This is a genomic window from Rhabdobacter roseus (assembly GCF_014202275.1).
Classification (GTDB): Bacteria; Bacteroidota; Bacteroidia; order Cytophagales; family Spirosomataceae; genus Rhabdobacter; species Rhabdobacter roseus.
Window position 1 is genome coordinate 1 of sequence record NZ_JACHGF010000007.1, and the last position, 14,622, is coordinate 14,622.

Here is a 14,622-nt window from a genome sequence, read left to right on the forward strand (position 1 = left end):
CTCTTCGACTGAAAATTTTCTCCTTGACATAATCCTACTAATTTAAGGGGTTTAATTAGTAGAATCCAGTTCCAGGTTTTTAGGGGGCTAGTACAGAACAAATAGTCGATATAAGAAAATGGGTTGACAACAAATTCAATGATAACAAAATTGGCTTTTTAAATGTTTTCCTTGACCTTGATACAGCTGTAGAATACAAAGAAAAGTTCTTCTCACATTTAGGCGACATTAAATTATTCGCATTATATTTTGACAACAAAGAACGGGCAGACATTCTTGAAGAGTTTAAACCTCAATCTGAGGAAATGGGAGAAATCGGGCTTCGTTTGGCACTTTTAAAAGAAATCCAGGAACAAGAAAACGAACAGCTCTTGGGATATGACTACATTGGAATTGAGATTGGCGGTAGTTTTCATTCATTTCATTGCCACGATATAGGAAAAGAATTGTCAGACAAATTCGGCTTAACTTTAAACGAGTTTGGTTTGTTTGACAGTAACAAAAATTCAAACCGGGTTCTTGACTATTTGAACGATGAAGAAAATGGTTGCGAACCTGTTCCGTGGTTTATTGTAAAGACAAAACTTGTGATAAGTGACTAAAACACCCCCCGCTAAGCGTAGTTTCTGATTACGTTTGTGCGTCGTCGATCTCCGACCGACGGCAGTCCTCGCCATCCTGTACTTCGGTCAAAGACCGCGTGACACCAGGACATAGCGGAGTGCCGCCCTGTCTGAGACTACGCCCAACGAGGAGAAGTGGTAAATGCCGATGCAGAACTGGGCGGCTACCTTACAGCAATTTACGATTGTGTTTGGTGACCGAGTAAGAAGCCATACCCGAATTTAAGACATGACACACTTCATTGAACATATCCACGACTTCACATAATGGGTGAAATTTTTGAGCTATCTAATGTCAATTTTACTCTTTTAAATTTCAATCAATACGATAATGCCATTAATGCCTTGGAATAAAATAAGTTGGAAACTCCTATTTAAAGTATTTATAGGAGCACTCGCCATAATGGTACTTATAAAAATAATTTTCTTCTTATTTTGAACTCGATATAGCTCCCCCCCCGCTAAGCGTAGTCCCCGCTAAACGTAGTCTTTGAATGGGCGGCACCCGCTGGGCGGCACCCGATACGTTTGTGCGTCGTCGGTCTTCGACCTAGTGTATTATTCAACACGAAAGTCCCCTTCCACCAGCACCCCAAAACAAAATGCCGTCTTTTGAGTAGTCATTGGCGGTAGTTCATCACTTTCTAACCCCGTTACCTGTATGATCCGTTTTCTCCTGGTACTTCCTTTGCTGCTGGCTAGTACGTTCGGCTGGTTTTTACCGCCACCGCCCACTGCCGAGCCGGGCATTCCGCTGTGTTACACGGCCGCTCCCACCACCGACGGCTTTCCGGGCGACATGCGGCAATTTGCGCTCGATCCGGCTTTTCAGGCGCTACACCCGGCCCCGCTCCCGCTGCACTACGCGGCGGTGGGCGAGAACATTACCTTTGCCACACCCGACGGCCAGCAGGCCCAGGGGTACCTGATCAAGGCCAAAAAGAAGAGCGACAAGTGGCTCTTTGTGTACCAGGAATGGTGGGGCCTCAACGACTACATCCGCAAGCAGGCCGATACCTTTTATAAAGACCTGGGCGAAAACGTGAACGTATTGGCGCTGGATATGTACGACGGCCAGGTGGCCACGACCCCACAGGAAGCCGGTAAGCTGCTGTCGGGCACGAAGGAGGAGCGCTTGGTCAACATCGTGAAGGGGGCTTTTGCGCACGCGGGGCCCAAGGCGCAGGTGGCCAACGTGGGCTGGTGCTTTGGCGGTAGCTGGTCGCTGCGGTCGGGCTTGCTGGGCGGCAAAAATACCGTGGGTACCGTGATGTACTACGGCATGCCGGTGCAGGACGTGGAGCAACTCAAAACGCTCAACGGTGACGTACTGGGGCTATTTGCCACCGAGGAGCGCATTTCCAAACAAGTGATTGAGAACTTCGACGCCAACATGAAGCAGGCGGGCAAGACGCTCACCTACCGGATCTTCCCCGGCGTGCACGGCTTTGCCAACCCCAGCAACGCCAAGTACGACGAGAAACTGGCCGCCGAAGCCTATGAGATGGCCCTGCCTTACCTCAAGAAAAAGTTCAAGGTGTAGGTACCTGCCCAAATTCTGCCCGCAGTCCCCTTTTTTCTAACGAAAAGGGGACTGTTTTTTTTTAGTACCCGCTGCCAGTATGTGGGGTAAAGTACCCCAAAACGCATTTTTGTCCGACCGGGCCGGGTACCTGGCCCGGCGACGGGTTGTAACAATTTGGCGTCGGAGCAAGTTATGGAATCATACTTCATCAATTTAAAGTTTGTATCCAGTATGAAAAAGATCCTATTACTTGTTGTAGCGGCCTGCGCAGGATTGTCAGTGGCCGAAGCCCAAACGCACGTGCGGGTTAATCCAAAAGTGGGCGTGCATCTCTCGGCCCTCAATACCGAAGAATCCCTGGTGGACGCCGGCAATGCCCGCGCCGGAGCGAGCGCGGGGCTTGATCTACGGATCGGTGCTCGGAAATTCTTTTTCCAGCCTGGTATATTCATCAGCGGTACTACCCTGGACTTCGTGAATGAAAATACCACCGGAACCGAAATCCGGAACCGGGCGGCGGCTACTTTTGTGCGCGTACCGCTGAACGCCGGGGTGTACCTGGTAGGGAATAATTCGCAGGACGTTGGTTTTCGGATCCGGGCCAACGCGGGGGTGATTCCGGCCTACCTGGTAGGGTACCGCAACCGCGAGGCGCAGGGGAACATTGCCCGGGCGGACATCAACGATTTTCAGACCAACCTCAACGCTGGGATAGGCTTTGACCTGGGCCCCATCACCATCGACGCGGGCGCCGAGTTCGGGATCAACAACTACTTTTCGCGCTTCGACGGCAAAACCGTAGCGCTAGGCCTTAAAGCCGGTTTTGTGTTTTAGAAGCTGTTTGAGTTAGTTTCTTTGAGCTGCAACGTTGTCTTTTCGGCTGCAACCGCGTTACTTTTTCGAACCGTAGCCTCTGGCTACGCTCCTGCAAAGTACCTTGTCTCGCTCGAAAATCCTTCGTTTCGCTATCAAATTAATAACTCAAATACCTTCTTAGTCCAATAGTACATTTTTGAAAAAGTACCCCTTCGATTTTTCATGTCGAAGGGGTACTTTTTTTTTAGCAAGTACCTATTTTTATTACCGCCAGGTACTTGCTGAACTTTTTTTTGTAACTTAACGGGGTACTTACAACCTTTGGGTACGAATTTGAATCCCGCTTGCACACCAGGCTTTATCCTAACCTACCTTATGAAGCGATTTATCTACTCCATCGTACCACTACTGGTGCTGCTGATCACGTCCTGCTACCGCGAAACCGAACCCTTCCTGAACGGCCCTGGCTTCGACGGCACCGGCTATCGCCCGCTCTACGCCACCGCTACCGAGCTCACCCACGTCCAGACGGCCCCGGCTCGCGCGCTCAAAAATCCGGGAAAAATTTACGTCCTGGGCAACTACCTTTTCGTGAACGAAATGGGCACGGGCATTCACATCCTCGACAACACCGACCCAAGTACCCCCGTGAACCTCTCGTTTGTGGCCATTCCGGGCAACTACGACCTGGCCGTGAAAGGTACCTGGCTCTACGCCGACAACGGCCCCGACCTGCTGGTGTTCAACGTCGCCAACCCGCGCCAGGTGCAGCTCAGCAAACGCATCAAGGACGCCATTCCGGCCAACAACTACCCACCCCACCAGGATGTGTACTTTGAGTGCGCCGATCCAAAACAGGGCATCGTGGTGGGTTGGGAGAAGGTCACGATGGCCACGCGCCCGTCCTGCTTCCGTTAGTTTTTTGTATCCAGCCGTTTTACTCCCATTGAGATCATGAAAAAATATACGACGTTTCTTTCTTTCTTGTCCTTGGTAGCCTTGTCGCTGCTGCTGTGGCAGTGCAATATGGGCTCGGCCGACTCCGTTTCGCCCAACCAGAACGGCACCGGCGGCTCCATGGCGCGCTTCGCCATCACCGGCAACACGCTCTACATCGTGACCCGCCAGAGCCTGGACGTCTACGACATCACCCAGCCCGACGCCCCCACGCGCCAGGCCAAAGCCGAGCTGGGCCTAGGCATTGAGACGATCTTCCCCTACCGCCAAAACCTCTTCGTGGGCGCCAACGACGGCATGTACATCTTCAACAACCAGCAGCCGCAAGCCCCTACCCTGCTGAGCAAGTACACCCATGTGATGAGCTGCGACCCCGTGGTGGTGCAAAACCAGTACGCCTACGTGACCCTACGCGGCGGCGTGGGCTGTCGGCAGTGGGTCAACAACAGCTCCCTGGACGTGGTGGATGTCTCGGACCCGGCCAACCCAAAGCTCATCAACAGCCAGCCGATGCAGTCGCCCTACGGGCTGGGCGTGGACGGCGACAAGCTCTTTGTGTGTGAAGGTATCTCCGGCCTGAAGGTCTTTGACATCAGCGACCCCACCCAGCCCCGGCTCCACCACAACTACCCCGAGGTGGCCTCCTATGACGTGATTCCGCGCCAAAACCTGCTGATCGTGACGGGACAAAACGGGCTGTACCAGTACCGCTACGGAGATAACATCGCCGAAAATTCCATGGAACTCCTGAGCAAAATCCCCGTGGAATGAAGTACCTTTTCAGCATTTTTTTCGTGCTACTGCTCGGTCAGCCGGGCAGGGCGCAAGGTAGTGCCGATACGCTAGCTCCGGGCGTGATTTTGAAACTGACGCCCCTGGCGCTCTTCGACCTCGACAACACCATCCAGCTGGGCGCGGAGGTACCTTTTGGTAGCCGCCGTTTCAGTTTTCAGCAGGAGCTGGGCTATGGCCACAACGCCTTCAATTTTTGGCAAAGCGAGCGCGAAGAGTACCCCAACCGCGAAACCTGGCGCTTCCGCTCGCAGCTGCGGCACTACTTCCGGAAGCGTGCGCCACTGGGCGGGTACGTGGCGGTGGAGTACCTTTTGAAGAAAAACAGCCAGCTGGACTGGCGCTCCGTGGGCCGCGACTGCTCCGAGAACGGCGGCTGCGCCTACTTCGAAAACCGGCAGGTACACCTGGTGCGCTACGTCAATGCCTTCCACCTCAAGTTTGGCGGGCAGTGGAAGCTCGGCTCCCGCACCACGCTCGACTTTTACCTGGGCGGTGGCCTCCGTTCCCTGAACGTCAAAAGGTTGGGGATCGACGAGCTAGTGCTCCGTCGCGACTTCCTTCCCATCCGTACCAACACGCCCGGCCGCTACGGCCCCAACCCCAGCGCCTCGCTGGGCATCCACCTGGGGTACCTGCTGGGTGCCGCCCGCCCCAGGCCCGCCAGGTACCTGGAATAGGGGTACTTGAATGGTAGAGGTACTTGTGCCGAAAAATTTATAATTCGCTGATTTTTGGGTACCTTAACGCCAGAAAACAGTCGGGCTTCTTATTTGAAAAATCCCTATTTCAGAAAATCCCTTGAAAAGCAGAAATTGCTACTTGTAACGTTTGATTAACGCATATCCAAACACCCCTTATGACCAAAACAGTAGCCGAGAAAATGGGCATTCGGGAAAATGCCCGCGCCATCTTGTTCAACGCGGCCGAAGCCGTAACGGAGGTTCTGGCGCTGCCCAAGCTGGATTTGCAAAGTAGCCTTCAGGGGTACTTTGACTACATCCATTTCTTTGTGTATACGCAAGCGGAATTTCACGCCTACTTCCCGAAGCTGAAAAAGCATCTGGGTACCGACGGGGTACTTTGGGTATCCTGGCCCAAAGCCGGACAAAAAGGCACTGACCTGAACTTAACGATCGTCATCAAACTGGGCTACGAATACGGCCTGGTAGAAAGCAAATGCCTGAGCGTCGATCAGGTATGGTCGGCTTTGAAATTCACCCACCCGATACCCGGCAAGGTATACAACAACAGCTACGGTACGCTAACTACCTAGCGGTGCGCTCACCAGGTACTTTATCCAAATGAACCCACGACCCGCCATGAGTACCCAACTGGTAGACTACTTTGCGCGCCTCCTGCCCCTGACCGACGCCGAGGCCAAAGCCCTGGCCGAGGAAAGCCACATCGAGACGTTCGCGAAGGGTACTTTGCTGCTGCGGGCTGGGCAGGTGGCGAGGGAGTGCTACTTTGTGCTGCAAGGCTGCGTGCGGCAGTACTACCTTGTGGAGGGCGAAGAGCGTACCACTCAGTTTTTTACCGAAGAGCAATGGGTGGTGTCGCTGAAAAGCTTCGCGCAGCAAGTACCCGCCGACCACTACTTTGTTTGCAACGAAAACACGACGCTGGTGGTAGGTACCGCAGAAAAAGAAAATCAGCTGTACCGACGCTTCCCGAAGTTTGAGACCCTCTCGCGCACGGTCCTGGAACGAAACCTGGCAGAGCAGCAGGAAATGACGGCCAGGTACCTCACCGACACGCCCGAGCAAAGGTACCTGTACCTACTTACATCAAGGCCGGAGCTGCTGCAAAGGGTACCACAGTACCAGCTGGCCAGCTACCTGGGCGTGAAGCCGGAGTCGCTGAGCCGCATCCGGAAAAGGATGGCGCGCCGCCCGCCCGCTACGCCGGTACTTCCCTGACCACCGGCCGGTTAAAACCCCTGAAAATAAGCCATAGACCCAGCGTGAGCTCAAACAACCCGCCCGGTAGCGCCAGCGTGATGCCGTACGGGTAGCCAAAGAGCTCCAGCCCCGCGCCAACGAGCAGCAAAAAGTACCCCCCGCCGCCCCAAACGGCCAGCCAGGGCGGAGCGAGGCGGGATTTGTGCAACACCAGGCAGAAGAAAATACTCCCCAACCCGAGCACGATCATGGCTAGCTGGTAGGCCAGGTAATGTACCTGCACGGCCAAAGTACCCAAGGTATTGAGATAAAGTACCTCGGGCGCGACTACGAGTTGTTGGCTTAAGGTACCCAGCGTCAGCAGGCTCACGATCCCACCGGCCAGCACCACGGCTTCCATCAGCCGGGCCGCCAGGTACCCCAGCGCCAGGCGCGGGTAGTGTGGCCGCAAGATGGGATAAAGTACCACTCCCAGAGCCACCACCGCCCCCGAATTGACCAACATCAGCAGCGCCCCGGCCAGGAGTCGATTTTTGTGATAAACCAGGGTACTTAGGTAGTCGGGCTGCGCCAGCACCGCCTCCACCAGGGCGTTGCCGAAACCGTACGAGAGCAGTGGCACTAGAAAAAGTACTCCAGCGAGCCTGGCCATGTTTTGTTGCGTTTGCATCCTACTGCTGTTAAGATCCGTATTTGTCGTTGTCGGCTCAAAAGTAGGTACCTTGGTAAGGAGAAGTCGTTGACTTGGGTTAAGAAAGTAGTCTATTTTATATTTTGCTAAAGTTATCTTTTAGGATAACTTTGATGAATGGCGAGAACGATTGTATTCCACGGAGACTATTTCATGGACTTTTATAAAGGCCTCGATCCTAAAGTAAAAGCCAAGATCCAATTTGTATTGGAATTGATAAAACAGGTAGACCGCGTGCCGGTCAAGTTTCTTGCTCCTATGGCTGGGTATGATGGTCTGTACGAAGTAAGAATTGAGTATCAATCAAATATCTTTAGAATTTTCTGCTGCTTTGATGAGGGAAGACTCGTTGTACTGTTTAACGGATTCCAGAAGAAGACCCCAAAAACCCCTAAAGAAGAAATTGAAAAGGCCATGCGCCTCAAAAATGAGTACTTTAATTATAAAAAATAAAATCGATGGTTGATTACAGCGGAATTAAAACGTTTGACGAACTCATAGACCGAGAACACGGTAAACTCGGAACGGACAGCCGCAATCATTACGAAGCAAATGCCCAGCTGTTCATCGTGAGTGAAATGTTGAAGGAAGCCCGTAAAGAAGCTAAAATGACCCAACAGCAATTGGCAGAAAAAGCAGGAACCAAAAAGAGCTATATCTCACGAATCGAAAATGCCAGAGGAGATATTCAGCTTTCTACCTTGATCAGGATTTTTGAAAAGGGACTAAATAAGAAAATTGGCCTCACCTTTCTGTAAGAATTGATGTACCCCGGACGGATGTACCCCGGACGGATGTACCCTCGCCAGAAGCACGTAGGTACTTTGAGCGAGGGTACTTTCTATTTGCTTCTGCAAACTCAGGAGGTACATCCGTCCGGGGTACTTGGTCCTTACTACCTCGGCTGGGGTTTTTCGCGCACGGCTTGCAGCAGTTCGGCCAGTTCCTTCACTTTCGCGGGGTTTTCCTGGGCGCGGTTGGTACGCTCCTGGGGTTTGTCGGTGAGGTTGTAGAGCTGCGGCTCGGGGTCGTTGCCGAGCTCGATGCGCACATTAGGCTCAAACTTAATTCCGTTACTGGGCGAAATGTACTTCCAGTTTCCCTGCACGATCGCCATCGCGCCCCCGTGCTCCACCACGTAGCTGCGGCCCTGCCGCGACTTGCCCAGCCAGGTATCGATCATGTTCCGGCTGTCGGGTACTTCTTGGGCTTCCAGTTTTTGCCCCGTCAGGGCTGCCAGCGAAGCCGCCCAGTCGATCTGGCTCACCAGCGCCTCCGACACCCCCGGTTTGATTTGCCCCGGCCAGCAGGCGAGGGTCGGTACGCGCGTACCAGCCTCGAAAGCGCTGTACTTGCCCCCGCGCAAAGTACCCGCGGGCTTGTGACTGCCGAGCCGCTCCACGGCCTGGTCGTGGTAGCCGTCGTCGACCACGGGGCCGTTGTCGCTACTAAACAAAATCAGCGTGTTGTTGGTGAGTCCGAGTTCGTCCAGCTTCCTGGTGATTTCGCCCACGCAGTAGTCCAGCTGCAAGATCACGTCGCCGCGGGGACCCAAACCGCTCTTGCCCGCAAAGCGCGAATGCGGTACGCGGGGTACGTGGATGTCGTGGGTAGAGAAGTACAGAAAGAACGGTTGGGCACGGTTGGTCTCCATAAAGGCCTTGGCTTTGGTGGTGATGACGTCGGCCATGTCTTCGTCGATCCAGCGGGCTTGTTTTCCGCCCGTCATGTACCCGATCCGGCTGATGCCGTTGACGATGGTCATGTCGTGCCCATGCGAGGGTTTCATTTTCAGCAGCTCGGGATTTTCCCGTCCGGTAGGTTCGTTCCCAATTTTTTCCTTAAAACTCACCTGAATCGGGTCGGTTGGGTCCAGGTGCACCACGCGGTGGTTTTCTACGTAAACGCAAGGTACCCGGTCGCCGGTGGCGGGGATCAGGAAGGAGTAGTTGAAGCCAATCTCCAGCGGACCGGGCTTCACGTCGGCGTTCCAGTCGGCGCCGGTTTGCGGTCCCAGGCCCAGGTGCCACTTACCCACCACGCCGGTGGTGTAGCCCGCGCGCTGCAGAATAGACGGCAGCGTGGTGTAGTGCGTAGGGATAATAAGGGTGGCGTCGCCGGTAGCGATGCCCGTGCCTTTGCGCCGCCAGGGGTACTCGCCCGTCATGAGGGCGTAGCGTGAGGGCGTGCAGGTAGACGACACGGCGTGGGCGTTGGTGAAGCGAAGGCCGCGCTGCGCCAGTCGGTCGATGTTCGGCGTTTTGAATTGGCTGGCCCCGTAGCAGCTCAGATCGCCGTAGCCCAGGTCGTCCACGTAGATCAGCACGATGTTGGGCTTGGAAGCGGCGGGCTCGGCGGCGGAGGTACTTGGCGGACGTTTGATAAATCCGGCTACGCCCAGCAAGAGTAATAAAACGGGAAGTACCTGGCTGTATTTTTTCATGCGAATGGGGTAAGGGTAGTTTATAATTTATAAAGGCAAAGTCCAGGGCCTGGTACCCTAACGAAAAAGAAACTTTCGGACCTCGCAAGAAGAAAAGAGAATTCCTGGTTCTCCCCTCAGACGCGCTAAGGGGTTCTTTTTACTTACGAAAATGACTATTTTTTTCACCTTTTCGATTCCGCAAGTCAGTAGAAGCCCTTGTTCGTGGCCTTAGTACAAAAAATTCGTATTCGCACATCAATTCCAACCATTAAGGTACCTGGGTACTTTGAAAAACTCCTATGAAAAAAATCCTCTACACCCTGCTGGCCTGTACACTACTCGTGGTATCCTGTACTCGCTCCGAGCTCGAAGAGCCTTTGGAAAATAACTGGGGCTGCATCGAAAGAATCCGCATTTCAGTGACTGACCACAGCATCGACCCCGCTGCCGTCCGGGTGGCCAATGCCCTTTTGGCCGCCAACAACATTGATCATAGTAACCTCCGTTACTACCAGTTTTTGGATGATTCGGTCCAGACCTACTACCCTCCCTACGCCAAATTTGACAACAAGATTGTCAAAGCAGAACAGTACCTAAATGGACTATGAAACTTTACAGGGCAGATCATTTATGGATTTTATAACGGCGAATTCCACTATAAAAGCGGCAAAATCTCCAACGGTACCAGTCTGGATACCATCCCTAGTCAAAATCTAGGTCAGTTGCGCAGCTTATTTTTAGGACACATGCAGGAATTCGCTCGCTTTGGCTCGTTTACCCCAACTGAAGATTTCTGTTTAAAAGCAGAGTTTGGGTACTATAATCGGAATGCCGGGGTTGGCAATGCGGAGGAGCAACTGGTAAAGGCGTGGCGCGTTACGCCAAAAGAACACGACTACCCATACGCCTTCTACAATGATCATGACGGCACATTGCTTTCCTACGACGACGGCATACGGACTATCCGATAAAGCAGCAAACGCTTTTTTTAATTTCCAGAGGACCACAAACTTTTAGTGTCTTGCCGGGTTGAAGCTAAGGCCAAGGTTCATAATATACGGGCCTGGCTTTTACCAAAACCAACAAAAGGCATGGGCCTGAATCCTGAAGTACGTCCTGAAAATCAGAAAAATAGTGCTGCTTCCGAAAAAAAACTGATTGTACTGGCCGGAGCAACCGGCGATCTCGGCCTGCGCATTGCCAAGTACCTCCGGCAGCGGGGAGCCCACGTGAGGGCGCTGGTACGGCGGGGAAGTACCAGCCCGGAAGTAGCCTCCTTGCGCGCGCAGGGCGCTTCGCTCGTGGAGGTAGACTATACCAGCCTGGCCGAGCTGACCCAAGCCTGCGCGGGGGCCTCCTGCGTGGTTTCGGCTTTGTCGGGCCTGCGGGAGGTCATTGTTGAAGCCCAAACCCGGCTGCTCCAGGCGGCCGTGGAGGCTGGGGTCCCGCGCTTTATTCCTTCCGACTACTGCATCGACTTCACCAAGCTCCCCTACGGGAGCAACCGGAACCTTGACCTGCGGCGGGAGTTCAGCGAGCGCCTGGACCAGGCTCCCATCCAAGCTACCTCCATTCTAAACGGCATGTTCTCGGACTTACTGACCGGACAGGCCCCGGTGGTACTTTCTGGACTCAAACGCGTGGTCTACTGGGGCGACGCCGACCAGCCCCTTGACTTCACGACCACCGACAATACCGCCGAATACACCGCGGCGGCGGCCCTCGACGCCTCCACGCCCCGCTACCTCCGTATAGCCGGGGACGTGCTGAGTAGCCACGGATTGAAAAGGGCCGCCAGCGAAGCATCGGGAGAAAAGTTTCGCCTTTTTCGGGCGGGGGGCCTGGGTACTTTGGCCTTTATGATCAAGGTTACCCGAGCCCTGTCGCCTAACAATGACGAGGTATTTCCTCCCTGGCAGGGCATGCAGTACCTGCACAACATGCTGAGCGGACTACCCAAGTTACAGCCGCTGGACAACGACCGTTACGAGCACCTACGCTGGACATCGGTGCGGGAAGTGCTGGCCACGGGCCAAGTACCCGACGCAAAGAAGTAGCCCCGAGCAAAAGCTAGACATGGCTTGCTTTGGAACCAAATTATTCCCGAATCCCAAGAAGGCACTCCCTAAGCTACTCAAGGGGCTTTTTCTCCCTCCGTCAAGTACCTAGGCGATGCAGTGGCACGGATATTTGGAGAAGTAAGCTATCGTTTAAACTGCCCCGGAAATATACTGCTTGCTATCAGGTAAAGTGCAGAAAATAAGGTACTTTTAAGGTACCCCCAGCTACGTAGGTAGTTTACTTTTCTATTCAAGCCTGGGCTATAAAACTACCCGATGGCGGTAAGCGCATTCGACATTTTAACTAAATATCCATGAACAAGAATGGACCCATCATAATAATCGAAGATGATCTTGAAGATCAGGAGTTTCTGGAAGAGGTTTTTCAAAAATTAGCCTATCCCAACGAACTTATTTTTTTCACGGATGGGCTGAAAGCCCTCGAATTTTTGAATAAGGAGGAGGTGAATCCCTTTCTTATTCTTTCGGATATAAACATGCCCAAACTGGACGGCTTTGCGCTTAGGGATAAGCTAAAAACCGATGCCGCTTTGACAATAAAGTGCATTCCGTACCTCTTCTTTTCAACAGCCTTGAATCAGAAGGCCGTCATTCAGGCATACAGCGCGTCGGTACAAGGCTTTTTTGTCAAGCAGTCTTCCTTATCGGAATTAGAAAAAACGATTTCGGCTATTATGGAATATTGGAAACGCTGCGCTGCTCCCAATAATTTTTAAGCTAACTCATTTCAGGTTGCCTGGCTAGCCTGAAATGTTGGGTTTTCCCGCCAATAAAAAGCACAAAACCTGCCGAATCGTACAGGTACAGAGGAAAATCCACTCAACTACCTTGGGAGAGGCCTACCCGGCAAATTTTAGCTCTACATTTGCTACAACTGAAGATCCTCGTAAGTACCTTTGCACGTTGTGGGGTCTGACCTAAGATGGAATACGGCGAAAGGCGATCGTCCTTCGTTGCCAGGAAAACACCTTGAAATTGTTTTGAGGCTCTTAGACTGCTTTGCCCGGATACAAGCATCCTTGTTAGTAACTCATTGTTGAAATTTGGGCAAAAACTCAGCACTTAATTTACTGTACTCGGAGCTAGTTGTGGCTTAATTTCCCTACAATGCTGCTTCAGGGTGGGTTACTTTGTTAAAAGTACCCCAAAACGAAACGGCCCGCTTCTCGGGATAATCATGGCACGAATATTTATCATCAAGGCTCATAGACCGAATTCAACGTCCTCGTTTGAGTACGTAGATAAAGTATTTCTTCCAAAGTATATGATGAAATACTTATTCACTCCATTCGGATCTCTACAGATTCATTTTTGAATCCCATACCAATATTCCACAACCTACTTCCACTGTATCTGGATTTGACAGTATCAAATCTAGTGACCAGCTTTATAAGCTAAATCCCTAAGTAAACGTAGATGAATAGTTAAAAATGTAAACCCAAAATACAATGAATAAAAACGGCCCTATTATAATCATTGAAGATGATGCGGACGACCAGGAAATATTAGAAGAAGTGTTCCGTAAATTAGCCTATCCGAATGAAATAATTTTCTTTTTTGACGGGCAAAAGGCTCTTGATTTTTTAAACCGGGAAGACGTCGTCCCCTTTCTTATTCTTTCGGATATTAACATGCCTAAGCTGGACGGATTTGCGCTCAGGGATAAGCTAAAAACCGACGCCGAGCTTTCCATCAAATGCATTCCGTACTTGTTTTTTTCTACGGCATTGAGCCAACAGGCGGTCATCCAGGCGTATAGTGCGTCGGTACAAGGTTTTTTTGTCAAACAATCCACCATGGCCGAGTTAGAGAAAACGATCTCTGTCATTATGGAATACTGGAAACGTTGCGCCGCGCCTAATAATTTTTGAGTGGGTTCCCGCCAAAAGGATGGGGCGTGGGGTAGTCTTTTTAGTCAACAACCAATACCTTCGTGGCAAATCTCCGGTCGACCCGGCAAGATTTACTGCGAAGGTATTGGTCTATTAATTGCTCTGTTTTGTTACGCCATGATCTATTCCGAAACGTACCGCATCCGCAACTACGAAACCGACCCCGAAGGCAGGCTTTGGCTTAGCGCGCTGGCTAACCTCCTGCAGGACGCCGCCGACTGCCATGCTAACCAGCTCGGCGTTGGGCGCCCTGAGCTCCTCGCCTGGGATCTGGCGTGGGTACTTCATCGCCTGGTACTTTCGGTCAATCGCTGGCCCAGACTAGGCGAATCCATTACGCTGGAAACCAACCCTTCGGGCGAGGAACGGGTGTACATCTACCGGGATTTTCGCGGCTACGATAGCGCCGGCAAACTACTGTTTACGGCTACCTCTACCTGGCTGGTTTTAAATTTAAGTACCCGGCGGCTCACTACCCCCGCACCGGAAATCAAACGACTGTTTGAGCCCTATCGACACCTGGAGCACCTCCCCAGGCCCAGTGGCAAATTTCCGGCCGCGCCAGGTACCTGGACCTACCAAACGACACTCCAACCCCGGCACAACGAAATCGACGCCAACCTGCACGTCAACAATGGGGTGTACTTTCAGTGGCTGCTGGAGTCGCTGCCGTTTGATTTCCTGGCCACGCACCACTGCCATCATGTCGACCTGGTATTCAAAGCCGAAGGGCAGCGCGGCGAAACGGTGCAGGTACTTAGCGGGCCCGTTGGCCCCAACCGGTTCGTGCACCGGGTACTCAACCCCCAACAAGCCGAGCTGGTGGTGGCCCTAAGTACCTGGTCGGGGCCGGAGGCTTCCTAGGCAGAATGTAATTTCTATTTTCTGTTTGCCGCGGGAGTGCTTATCTTTGCCA

General features: G+C 52.6%; 18 protein-coding genes. 15 read left to right on the plus strand and 3 right to left on the minus strand.

All coding sequences use genetic code 11. The features are described 5' to 3' along the window. Positions 1-305 precede the first annotated feature (305 nt). From HNQ92_RS19150 to HNQ92_RS19185, 8 genes are all read left to right on the plus strand, one after another. Positions 306-602 carry a hypothetical protein gene (locus tag HNQ92_RS19150; RefSeq protein WP_184176241.1) on the plus strand — a complete coding sequence of 99 codons (297 nt, stop codon included), beginning with the start codon at positions 306-308 and terminating at the stop codon, positions 600-602. A gap of 682 nt (positions 603-1,284) precedes the next feature. After that, positions 1,285-2,166: a dienelactone hydrolase family protein gene (locus HNQ92_RS19155; RefSeq protein ID WP_184176243.1), complete on the plus strand. Its 882-nt coding sequence runs from the start codon at positions 1,285-1,287 to the stop codon at positions 2,164-2,166. Between the two features lie 213 nt (positions 2,167-2,379). After that, a complete protein-coding gene (locus HNQ92_RS19160) occupies positions 2,380-2,982 on the plus strand; it encodes a porin family protein (protein WP_184176245.1) in 603 nt (200 codons plus the stop codon). A 357-nt stretch (positions 2,983-3,339) separates the two neighbouring features. Further along, positions 3,340-3,882, plus strand: a complete 543-nt coding sequence (locus tag HNQ92_RS19165; RefSeq protein ID WP_184176247.1) for an LVIVD repeat-containing protein — start codon at positions 3,340-3,342, stop codon at positions 3,880-3,882. Between the two features lie 36 nt (positions 3,883-3,918). Beyond that, positions 3,919-4,692 carry an LVIVD repeat-containing protein gene (locus HNQ92_RS19170; RefSeq protein WP_184176249.1) on the plus strand — a complete coding sequence of 258 codons (774 nt, stop codon included), beginning with the start codon at positions 3,919-3,921 and terminating at the stop codon, positions 4,690-4,692. After that, positions 4,689-5,393, plus strand: coding sequence for a DUF3575 domain-containing protein (locus HNQ92_RS19175; RefSeq protein WP_184176251.1), 705 nt, complete (start codon positions 4,689-4,691; stop codon positions 5,391-5,393). The genes HNQ92_RS19170 and HNQ92_RS19175 overlap by 4 nt, the downstream gene beginning before the upstream one ends. A 179-nt stretch (positions 5,394-5,572) precedes the next feature. Next, positions 5,573-5,989: a hypothetical protein gene (locus HNQ92_RS19180; protein WP_184176253.1), complete on the plus strand. Its 417-nt coding sequence runs from the start codon at positions 5,573-5,575 to the stop codon at positions 5,987-5,989. 28 nt (positions 5,990-6,017) lie between these two features. Further along, positions 6,018-6,635, plus strand: coding sequence for a Crp/Fnr family transcriptional regulator (locus HNQ92_RS19185; protein ID WP_246440459.1), 618 nt, complete (start codon positions 6,018-6,020; stop codon positions 6,633-6,635). Here HNQ92_RS19185 and HNQ92_RS19190 read toward each other — a convergent pair. Then, positions 6,616-7,287 carry a DUF4386 domain-containing protein gene (locus HNQ92_RS19190; RefSeq protein WP_184176257.1) on the minus strand — a complete coding sequence of 224 codons (672 nt, stop codon included), beginning with the start codon at positions 7,285-7,287 and terminating at the stop codon, positions 6,616-6,618. The genes HNQ92_RS19185 and HNQ92_RS19190 overlap by 20 nt on opposite strands. Positions 7,288-7,461: 174 nt before the next feature. Here HNQ92_RS19190 and HNQ92_RS19195 point away from each other — a divergent pair, with 174 nt between their 5' ends. Both HNQ92_RS19195 and HNQ92_RS19200 read left to right on the plus strand, forming a co-directional pair. After that, positions 7,462-7,761 (plus strand): type II toxin-antitoxin system RelE/ParE family toxin, encoded by a 300-nt coding sequence (locus tag HNQ92_RS19195; RefSeq protein WP_246440461.1) that lies wholly within the window; start codon positions 7,462-7,464, stop codon positions 7,759-7,761. A gap of 5 nt (positions 7,762-7,766) precedes the next feature. Then, positions 7,767-8,066 (plus strand): helix-turn-helix domain-containing protein, encoded by a 300-nt coding sequence (locus HNQ92_RS19200; protein ID WP_184176261.1) that lies wholly within the window; start codon positions 7,767-7,769, stop codon positions 8,064-8,066. A gap of 137 nt (positions 8,067-8,203) precedes the next feature. Here HNQ92_RS19200 and HNQ92_RS19205 read toward each other — a convergent pair whose 3' ends face one another. Next, on the minus strand, positions 8,204-9,751 hold the full coding sequence (locus HNQ92_RS19205; RefSeq protein ID WP_184176263.1) for a sulfatase family protein: 1,548 nt from the start codon (positions 9,749-9,751) through the stop codon (positions 8,204-8,206). 281 nt (positions 9,752-10,032) lie between these two features. On the opposite strand from HNQ92_RS19205, the gene HNQ92_RS19210 reads away from it, so the two are divergent. Next, entirely contained in the window at positions 10,033-10,341 is a 309-nt protein-coding gene (locus HNQ92_RS19210; RefSeq protein WP_184176265.1) for a hypothetical protein, read from the plus strand. A 189-nt stretch (positions 10,342-10,530) separates the two neighbouring features. Here the strand turns inward: HNQ92_RS19210 and HNQ92_RS28960 are convergent, their stop codons facing one another. Further along, on the minus strand, positions 10,531-10,656 hold the full coding sequence (locus tag HNQ92_RS28960; protein WP_281380766.1) for a hypothetical protein: 126 nt from the start codon (positions 10,654-10,656) through the stop codon (positions 10,531-10,533). 168 nt (positions 10,657-10,824) lie between these two features. Here HNQ92_RS28960 and HNQ92_RS19215 point away from each other — a divergent pair, with 168 nt between their 5' ends. The 4 genes from HNQ92_RS19215 (at position 10,825) to HNQ92_RS19230 (ending at position 14,570) form a co-directional block, all read left to right on the plus strand. After that, a complete protein-coding gene (locus tag HNQ92_RS19215) occupies positions 10,825-11,790 on the plus strand; it encodes an NmrA family NAD(P)-binding protein (protein ID WP_184176267.1) in 966 nt (321 codons plus the stop codon). Positions 11,791-12,107: 317 nt separating this feature from the next. Beyond that, a complete protein-coding gene (locus tag HNQ92_RS19220) occupies positions 12,108-12,530 on the plus strand; it encodes a response regulator (protein ID WP_184176269.1) in 423 nt (140 codons plus the stop codon). A 732-nt stretch (positions 12,531-13,262) separates the two neighbouring features. Next, positions 13,263-13,685, plus strand: a complete 423-nt coding sequence (locus HNQ92_RS19225; protein WP_184176271.1) for a response regulator — start codon at positions 13,263-13,265, stop codon at positions 13,683-13,685. Between the two features lie 138 nt (positions 13,686-13,823). After that, positions 13,824-14,570 carry an acyl-[acyl-carrier-protein] thioesterase gene (locus HNQ92_RS19230; protein ID WP_184176273.1) on the plus strand — a complete coding sequence of 249 codons (747 nt, stop codon included), beginning with the start codon at positions 13,824-13,826 and terminating at the stop codon, positions 14,568-14,570. Positions 14,571-14,622: the final 52 nt, after the last annotated feature.

What these genes read in the sequence shown, in the direction of transcription:
- HNQ92_RS19220 (WP_184176269.1), top strand. Translation starts at nt 12,108, where the DNA reads ATGAACAAGAATGGACCCATCATAATAATCGAAGATGATCTTGAAGAT.
- HNQ92_RS19190 (WP_184176257.1), bottom strand. Translation starts at nt 7,287, where the DNA reads ATGCAAACGCAACAAAACATGGCCAGGCTCGCTGGAGTACTTTTTCTA.
- HNQ92_RS19210 (WP_184176265.1), top strand. Translation starts at nt 10,033, where the DNA reads ATGAAAAAAATCCTCTACACCCTGCTGGCCTGTACACTACTCGTGGTA.
- HNQ92_RS19175 (WP_184176251.1), top strand. Translation starts at nt 4,689, where the DNA reads ATGAAGTACCTTTTCAGCATTTTTTTCGTGCTACTGCTCGGTCAGCCG.
- HNQ92_RS19225 (WP_184176271.1), top strand. Translation starts at nt 13,263, where the DNA reads ATGAATAAAAACGGCCCTATTATAATCATTGAAGATGATGCGGACGAC.
- HNQ92_RS19230 (WP_184176273.1), top strand. Translation starts at nt 13,824, where the DNA reads ATGATCTATTCCGAAACGTACCGCATCCGCAACTACGAAACCGACCCC.
- HNQ92_RS19155 (WP_184176243.1), top strand. Translation starts at nt 1,285, where the DNA reads ATGATCCGTTTTCTCCTGGTACTTCCTTTGCTGCTGGCTAGTACGTTC.
- HNQ92_RS19180 (WP_184176253.1), top strand. Translation starts at nt 5,573, where the DNA reads ATGACCAAAACAGTAGCCGAGAAAATGGGCATTCGGGAAAATGCCCGC.
- HNQ92_RS19200 (WP_184176261.1), top strand. Translation starts at nt 7,767, where the DNA reads ATGGTTGATTACAGCGGAATTAAAACGTTTGACGAACTCATAGACCGA.
- HNQ92_RS19195 (WP_246440461.1), top strand. Translation starts at nt 7,462, where the DNA reads ATGGACTTTTATAAAGGCCTCGATCCTAAAGTAAAAGCCAAGATCCAA.
- HNQ92_RS19170 (WP_184176249.1), top strand. Translation starts at nt 3,919, where the DNA reads ATGAAAAAATATACGACGTTTCTTTCTTTCTTGTCCTTGGTAGCCTTG.
- HNQ92_RS19215 (WP_184176267.1), top strand. Translation starts at nt 10,825, where the DNA reads ATGGGCCTGAATCCTGAAGTACGTCCTGAAAATCAGAAAAATAGTGCT.
- HNQ92_RS19205 (WP_184176263.1), bottom strand. Translation starts at nt 9,751, where the DNA reads ATGAAAAAATACAGCCAGGTACTTCCCGTTTTATTACTCTTGCTGGGC.
- HNQ92_RS28960 (WP_281380766.1), bottom strand. Translation starts at nt 10,656, where the DNA reads ATGATCATTGTAGAAGGCGTATGGGTAGTCGTGTTCTTTTGGCGTAAC.
- HNQ92_RS19165 (WP_184176247.1), top strand. Translation starts at nt 3,340, where the DNA reads ATGAAGCGATTTATCTACTCCATCGTACCACTACTGGTGCTGCTGATC.
- HNQ92_RS19150 (WP_184176241.1), top strand. Translation starts at nt 306, where the DNA reads ATGGGAGAAATCGGGCTTCGTTTGGCACTTTTAAAAGAAATCCAGGAA.
- HNQ92_RS19160 (WP_184176245.1), top strand. Translation starts at nt 2,380, where the DNA reads ATGAAAAAGATCCTATTACTTGTTGTAGCGGCCTGCGCAGGATTGTCA.
- HNQ92_RS19185 (WP_246440459.1), top strand. Translation starts at nt 6,018, where the DNA reads ATGAACCCACGACCCGCCATGAGTACCCAACTGGTAGACTACTTTGCG.